The sequence below is a fragment of the Microbacterium sp. P2_F9 genome (genome assembly GCF_056403635.1).
This window is the reverse complement of sequence record NZ_JBFUFC010000227.1, coordinates 1-5547: the sequence shown is the minus strand read 5'-3', so window position 1 is coordinate 5547 and position 5547 is coordinate 1. Positions and strand designations below refer to the sequence as shown.

Genomic DNA, 5547 nt, shown 5'->3' with positions numbered 1-5547 from the left:
CCTGCGCCCTGGCCTGCGGCATAGGAATCGCCCAGCGCCACGTACTTCACGACGGGTGCGGTGGGAGGTGCGGCATACGCCGGCGCGGTGGCGCCGAAGAGTCCGATGAGGGCGATGACGGCACCGATGGCGAGGCCTCGGGTACTGCGGGCTCTTCTCTGAGCGCGGGTTGACATGGCTGAACCATACGCTCCTGCAGACCGCAGTAGTTCTTTTCCGGAAATTACCCGGGGTTTTTCGCCTCACCAGACGCCGAATCCACCGACTCTGCGCCAGTCCACCGACTCCAGCGCGCAGAACTGAGTGGTCTGGCGCGAGGTGGGTGGATTCGGCGAGAGGTTGTGTGAGCACGAAGTTCAATGAGGTTTGAGCAGAGGCATCCGACTTCGTAATCGAGGCTGTCCAGCGACTGCCCGGGTTGCGCCGGGCGCTTCGACAAGCTCAGCGACCGGCTGGGCTGCGGCAGCGACCGGCTGGTCGGTTCGGCTCAGTGCCAGGACATCGACTCGATGTAGCGCAGCAGCACTCCCTCGCGCAGCGCCCACGGCGACACCTCGAGCTCGTCGACCTTCAGCTCCGTCATCGCGGTGTGCAGCACGACGGCCCCGGCGACGATCTGGAACGTGCGGTCGGGCGTGATCCCGGGCAGCTCTTGGCGAGCGGATGCCGGGATCCGCGCGAGCCGCGGAATCCACGACCCGAGCGCCGCGCGGGGGAGCACCATGCGCTCGATCCCCGACCAGCCCGCCGACGGGAAGCCCGCGAGCTTGGCGAGCGACCGGATCGCCTTCGACGACCCCACCACATGGTCGGGCCGCGGCTGCGCCCGCATCGTCTCCACCACCGGGGCCAGCACCTCGCGTGCGTGCGCCCGCAGCGCGTCGACCGCGGCTTCGCCCGGCGGATCGTTCGGCAAAAACTCGATGGTCATGCGACCGGCGCCGAGGGGGACGGATGCCGCGGCATCCGGCAATTCATCACCACCGGATGCGATCTCGAGCGAGCCTCCGCCGATGTCGAAGAGCAGGATCTGGCCGGCGGACCAGCCGAACCAGCGGCGCACGGCGAGGAAGGTGAAGCGCGCCTCGGACTCGCCGCCGAGCACCTGCAGCTCCTGGCCGAGGGCCGCCTCGATGCGGGCGATGACTTCGGGGCCGTTGAGCGCTTCGCGCACGGCGCTGGTCGCGGTGGCGAGGAGTTCGTCGACGTTCTCGGCCTTCGCGGTGTCGCGGGCCTGGCTGACCGCGGCCTCGAGGGCGCGGACGCCCTCTTCGCTGATGGCGCCGTCGGGTTCGAGGTAGCGCATGAGCCGCAGCACCGTGCGCTGGCTCGTCGTCGCGAGCGGCCGGCCGCCCGGGCGCGCGTCGGCGACCAGCAGGTGGACGGTGTTGGACCCGATGTCGAGGACTCCCAAGCGCACGGGACGAGCGTACCGGGCGGGGGTGGGGCGCGGCGGCGCGGGGCGGGGTCGAGGCGGGCCCGGGGCACCCGGGTGAGAAACCACGCGCGGACCGAGAAACCACATGGGGGCTGAGAAACCAGGCGGCGCACGATGTTTCGGCGCGAATCTGGTTTCTCGGCGGCGCCCGGCCGCCGGGGCACCGTGATCCATGCCGTCACCGCGCCGCGGTGCGCGAGCCGATACGATGGGCCGGATGTCCGCCGAAGCCGCGACCCCGCATTCCGCAGCCCCCGTCGACGGGGGACTGGGCGGACTGAGCCCGCACCTCTACCGCGAGATCGACCGGGCCGAATGGGCAAGACTGGCCTCCGGCATCCCGCAGCCGTTGACGGAAACCGAAGTCGTGCAGCTGAGGGGTATCGGCGATCGCCTCGATCTGAACGAGGTGCGCGAGGTCTACCTGCCGCTGAGCCGGCTGCTGTCGCTGTACGCGACCGCGACGAAGCGCCTCGGCGCCGACACCGCGGGCTTCCTGAACGAAACCGACACGACCACTCCGTTCATCGTGGCGGTTGCGGGGTCGGTGGCGGTCGGAAAGTCCACGATCGCCCGACTGCTGCGTGAGCTGATGAGCCGCTGGCCCGGCACACCCCGGGTCGAGCTGGTGACGACCGACGGGTTTTTGTACCCGAACGCCGAGCTCGAGCGGCGCGGGATCATGCACCGCAAGGGCTTCCCGGAGTCGTACGACCGGCGGGCGCTCGTCTCGTTCCTCAGCGAGCTGAAGAGCGGGTCGCCCGAGGCGCAGGCGCCGTTCTACTCGCACATGCGGTACGACATCATCCCCGATGCGAAGGTGACCGTGCGTCGCCCGGACGTCGTGATCGTCGAGGGCCTGAACGTGCTGCAGCCCCCGCCCTCGCCCAACGAGGTCGCGATCAGCGACCTGTTCGACTTCTCCATCTACGTGGATGCCTCGACCGAGCACATCACGCAGTGGTTCGTCGATCGCTTCCTCACGTTGCGCCGGGGCGCGTTCAGCAACCCGAGCTCGTTCTTCAATGTCTACGCGCACCTGAGCGACGACGAGGCCATCGAGATGGCGCTCGGCTTCTGGAACGACATCAACCTGCCGAACCTCGAGGAGAACGTGCGGCCGACCAAGCACCGCGCGACGCTCGTGCTCGAGAAGGCCGCCGACCACGCCGTCGAGCGGGTGCTGCTCCGCAAGCTCTGAGCCGCACCGCTCATTCACCCACGAGCCGAGACGTTCGCCACGAGCCGGTACGGTCGCCACGGTGGACTCCGTATCGGCTCGTCGGGAACGTATCGGCTCGACCCGCGATGTGGCGGGGGATGCCGCCACCGGCGACCACGCGCAGCCCCGGCCCGCGGCATCCGTCGTTTGTTCAGGCCCTTGACCAAACCCCCCGCCTACCATGGAACCCATGTGTGGAATCGTCGGATACGTCGGACCAAGGCAGAGCCAGGCCATTCTTCTCGCGGGATTGTCGCGGCTCGAATACCGCGGTTACGACTCCGCCGGGGTCGCGGTGATCGGCGCCGACGGCGAACTGGGGATGCGCAAGAAGGCGGGCAAGCTCGCCGTGCTGCGCGACGACCTGGTCGAGCATCCGCTCCCAGACGGCACGACCGGCATCGGCCACACCCGGTGGGCGACCCACGGCGGACCCACCGACGCGAACGCCCACCCGCACCTGGCCGACCACGACGAGCTCGCTGTCATCCACAACGGGATCATCGAGAACTTCTCCGAGCTCAAGAACGAGCTGCTGGCCGAGGGATTCACGTTCCGCAGCGAGACCGACACCGAGGTGGCGGCCGTGCTGCTCGGTCGGGAGTACCGCGACAACGGCGGCGACCTCGTCGCGGCGTTCCGCTCCACGGTCGGCCGCCTCGACGGCGCGTTCACGCTGCTCGCGATGCACGAGGAGCACCCCGGCCTCGTCGTGGGCGCCCGCCGCAACTCGCCCCTCGTGATCGGCCTCGGCGAGGGTGAGAACTTCCTCGCCTCCGACGTCGCCGCGTTCGTCGAGCACACCCGCAGCGCACTCGCGATCGGCCAGGACGAGATCGTCGCGATCACGCCCGACGGCGTCACGGTCACCGATTTCACCGGCAGGCCTGTCGAGGTCGAGCCGTTTGAAGTGATGTGGGATGCCGCGGCCGCCGACAAGGGCGGATGGTCGAGCTTCATGGCGAAAGAGGTGTCCGAAGAGCCGGAGGCCGTCGCGAACACGCTGCGCGGCCGCATCCACAACGGCGCCGTCGCGATCCCGGAACTGGACGGGCTCGACGAGCTGTTCGCGGGGATCAACCGGATCATCGTGATCGCGTGCGGCACGGCGGCGTATGCCGGGCTGGTCGGAAAGTATGCGCTCGAGCAGTGGACCCGCGTGCCGGTGGACGTCGAGCTCGCCCACGAGTTCCGCTACCGCGACCCGGTGATCGGCCCCGACACCCTCGTCGTGTCGATCAGCCAGTCCGGCGAGACCATGGACACGCTCATGGCCGTCAAGTACGCGCGCGAGCGCGGGGCGAAGACGCTGTCGATCTGCAACACCCAGGGTGCGACCATCCCGCGCGAGTCCGACGCGATCGTCTACACGCACGCCGGTCCGGAGGTGGCGGTCGCGTCGACGAAGGCCTTCGTCGCCCAGATCACCGCGATCTACCTGCTGGCGCTGCACATCGCCGGCATCCGCGGTTCCCTCTCGGCCACCGAGATCGCCCAGCAGGTGCTCGAGATCGAGACCGTGCCCGAGAAGATCCAGCAGATCCTCGACCGCGAGCAGTCCCGCATCGAGCAGTTCGCGCACTGGATGGGCGACACCCGGTCGGTGCTGTTCCTCGGGCGCCACGTCGGCTACCCGATCGCCCTCGAGGGCGCGCTCAAGCTCAAGGAGCTCGCCTACATCCACGCCGAGGGCTTCGCCGCGGGCGAGCTCAAGCACGGACCCATCGCGCTGATCGAGCCCGGCCAGCCGGTGTTCGTGATCGTGCCGTCGCCGCGCGAGTCGGCGCTGCTGCACGCCAAGGTCGTGTCGAACATCCAGGAGATCCGCGCCCGCGGCGCCCGCGTGATCGTCATCGCCGAGGAGGGCGACGCGGCCGTGCTGCCGTTCGCCGACGAGGTGCTGCGCATCCCGCTCGCCGGGCCGCTCTTCGAGCCGCTGCTCGCGGTCGTGCCGCTGCACATCTTCGCCATGGGCCTCGCGACCGCCAAGGGTCTCGACGTCGACCAGCCCCGCAACCTCGCGAAGTCCGTCACGGTCGAGTAGCGGCAGGCGGGGGACGGCGCCGCGATAGTCTGACGGATGCCTGAACCACGGCCTGAGGAGGCGCCATGATCATCGGAATCGGCGTCGACCTCGCCGACATCGCACGGTTCGAGCGCACCATCCAGCGCACGCCGCGGCTGCTCGAGCGGATGTTCGGGCCGGTGGAGCGGGAGCTTCCGCTGCGGTCGCTCGCGGCGCGCTATGCCGCCCGGGAAGCGCTCATCAAGGCGCTCGGCGGGTCGGACGGACTGGCGTTCCACGAGGTCGAGATCGTCTCCGACGCCCGCGGCAAGCCGTCGTTCAGCCTCAGCGGCGGCACCGCCGAGGTCGTCGCGGCCAAGGGCGGCACCACGGTGCACCTCTCCATGTCGCACGACGCCGACCTCGCCATCGCGTATGTCATCGTCGAAGGGCCGGGGCCGGTCGCCGCCGAGGCCGCGGATGCGCCGAGAAACCACATTCCGGCTGAGACATCACGCGATGCGGGGGGTCTCGGCGGCGATGTGGTTTCTCGGGCCGCCGCGGCGGACGCGCCCGCCCCCGAGCCCACGCCGGTCCCCGCCGAAGGACCCGCCGCATGAGCCGCCTGCCCGCCGGAGTGTTCCGTGAGGCGACCATCGACGTCGGCGCGATCGCGGCCAACGTCCGGCAGCTGCGCCGGCTGACGCGCTCCGAGGTGATCGCGGTCGTCAAGGCCGACGGATACGGCCACGGCGCCGTGCGCTCCGCGGTCGCCGCGCTCGACGGCGGCGCGTCGCGCCTCGGCGTCGCCGACATTGCCGAGGCGATCGCCCTCCGCCGCGCGGGCATCGACGCACCGATCCTCGCCTGGCTGCACGCCCC

The 5547-nt window shown here is 70.1% G+C and carries 4 protein-coding genes and 1 pseudogene; 4 read left to right on the top strand and 1 reads right to left on the bottom strand.

All coding sequences use genetic code 11. The features are described from left to right. Nucleotides 1–487: 487 nt before the first annotated feature. On the bottom strand, nucleotides 488–1420 hold the full coding sequence (locus AC1DVT_RS17505; protein ID WP_477390376.1) for a Ppx/GppA phosphatase family protein: 933 nt from the start codon (nucleotides 1418–1420) through the stop codon (nucleotides 488–490). A 235-nt stretch (nucleotides 1421–1655) separates the two neighbouring features. On the opposite strand from AC1DVT_RS17505, the gene coaA reads away from it, so the two are divergent. From coaA to AC1DVT_RS17485, 4 genes and pseudogenes are all read left to right on the top strand, one after another. Continuing rightward, the gene (coaA, locus tag AC1DVT_RS17500; RefSeq protein WP_477390374.1) at nucleotides 1656–2639 is read left to right on the top strand and encodes a type I pantothenate kinase; all 984 of its coding nucleotides are present in this window, start codon (nucleotides 1656–1658) and stop codon (nucleotides 2637–2639) included. Between the two features lie 211 nt (nucleotides 2640–2850). After that, the gene (gene glmS, locus AC1DVT_RS17495; RefSeq protein WP_477390372.1) at nucleotides 2851–4704 is read left to right on the top strand and encodes a glutamine--fructose-6-phosphate transaminase (isomerizing); all 1854 of its coding nucleotides are present in this window, start codon (nucleotides 2851–2853) and stop codon (nucleotides 4702–4704) included. Between the two features lie 65 nt (nucleotides 4705–4769). Further along, nucleotides 4770–5117: pseudogene (locus AC1DVT_RS17490) on the top strand (holo-ACP synthase); the annotation flags it as partial. 164 nt (nucleotides 5118–5281) lie between these two features. Next, the coding region (locus AC1DVT_RS17485; protein ID WP_477390370.1) for an alanine racemase at nucleotides 5282–5547 on the top strand (266 nt) is incomplete at its 3' end.